Annotated in this window: 2 protein-coding genes; both read right to left on the bottom strand. The window is 69.2% G+C overall.

Annotated elements, in window-relative coordinates; translation table 11 throughout:
- Positions 1–132: 132 nt before the first annotated feature.
- Positions 133–498: a hypothetical protein gene (locus tag HG543_RS53550; protein WP_169352661.1), complete on the bottom strand. Its 366-nt coding sequence runs from the start codon at positions 496–498 to the stop codon at positions 133–135.
- 135 nt (positions 499–633) lie between these two features.
- A complete protein-coding gene (locus HG543_RS53545) occupies positions 634–1422 on the bottom strand; it encodes a GNAT family N-acetyltransferase (protein ID WP_169352660.1) in 789 nt (262 codons plus the stop codon).
- Positions 1423–1570: the final 148 nt, after the last annotated feature.

The following is a 1570-nucleotide window of genomic DNA, read 5'->3' as shown; positions in this document are numbered from 1 at the left end:
GGAGGACATTGCGGGGGCGGATTCTAGAACGACCGGGCGGGTGGCTTTCATGCTCCATTCCGGGCCCGCCGCCCAGGTTCTTTCGCGCCTGCCCGCCTGCCCTCCCCCGGAAACGGGGACTCCCGCGACTTCTCAGAGGACGTTGGCGATGAAGTCCGCGACGCCGCCGTCGTTCAGCGTGTCGATGGCGGCGCGAATCTCGTAGCTCCGGGTGGAGCGGTCGATGAGGTCCTCATCGAAGAGGGCGACCTCGTACTTCACGCGGTTGGTGAGGTTCACCTCCTGCGTGAAGAACCCGAACATCTGGGTGATGGCCGAGTCCAGGTTGACCAGGCTCATCCTGTCCCGGATGGTGATGTTCAGCTCGAAGTGAGCCGGCTTCGTCGCCAGTGAGTGGGAGCCATCGAAGTGGACCTCCACCGCCGCGCCCGCCTGCCGCAACTCCAAGATGTGCTTGTAGCGCACCTTGCTCATCACCTTGAAGCTCGAACCCGCCATCGTCATTGCTCCCGTGGATTGCCGGACCGGGGCGCACGGTGCCAGCCCCGTGCCAGACGATGAGAGGGAGCCTCCCGATGCGAGGAGGCTCCGGGCCGGCCTGTCACCGCGTCACGGAAGGACGCGGTCGCGTCCTCACGGATGCGCGGGGGCCGAGGCGTCCACGTAGAACAGCATCCGCGTGACGAAGCGGAACCCGACGCGCTCGTAGAGGCGGCCGGCCTCCTCGGTGATGGTGCTCAGGTACAGCACCTCCACACCGCGCGCGAAGGCCTCCTCGGCCGCGCGGGAGACCAGGGCCGCGCCGATGCCGCGCCCGCGCCAGTCCTTCAGCGTCGCCACGCCGGCCAGCTCGGACGTGCCCTCGTGCGGCGGGGTGAACAGCCCTCCCGACACCGGCGCCCCATTCATCCGCGCGAGAAGGGCCCGGCCGTCCTTGAGGTCAACGAGCATCTTGGAAACTTCGTCGTCGCTCACTTCGACAGGCTCATCCGGGGAGAAGCCCTGGCGCGTGGTGACGCTGAACGCGCGCATCTCGTCGCGGGGCGAATCGGGTGAGAGCACCGAGAAGGTGAGCCCCTCGGGCGCGCGGAAGGGCACGAAGGTGTCGCGCGTGCAGACCATCAGCCGGGCCTCGGCCTCCTGCCGGTAGCCCGCGGCCTGGAGCTGGCCGGCCAGCGTGGGGGCCAGCGCGTCCACGTACTCGAAGCGAGGCGTGCGCTGGCGGGCCTGGAACTCGGCGCGCAGCCGCCGCAGGGGCTCGCTCACGTCGCCCGTCACCGGCCCGTCGGGGATGGCGTAGTTGAAGTAGACCTCTGCATCGAACGGGTGGAAGTAGGCCGTGAAGGGCGGCACGCGCACGGACGTGTACCGCTCCCTCGCGGAGTAGCGCATGGAGTCCTGCAGGCGTTCGACGAGATTCATGGCGGCGCACCGTAGCAGGCGCGGCGGCGGGACATGCCGCTCATGGCTTCGGAGCCGCGAGCACCTCGACCGGATGTCCCGCGGCCTGGAGCCGGGGCTTCAGCACGGACGCATCCCCGGTGATGACCACCACCTCGGCCCCCAGGCC

It is taken from the genome of Pyxidicoccus fallax, assembly GCF_012933655.1.
Classification (GTDB): domain Bacteria; phylum Myxococcota; class Myxococcia; order Myxococcales; family Myxococcaceae; genus Myxococcus; species Myxococcus fallax.
This window is presented reverse-complemented; position numbering and strand designations above follow the sequence as displayed.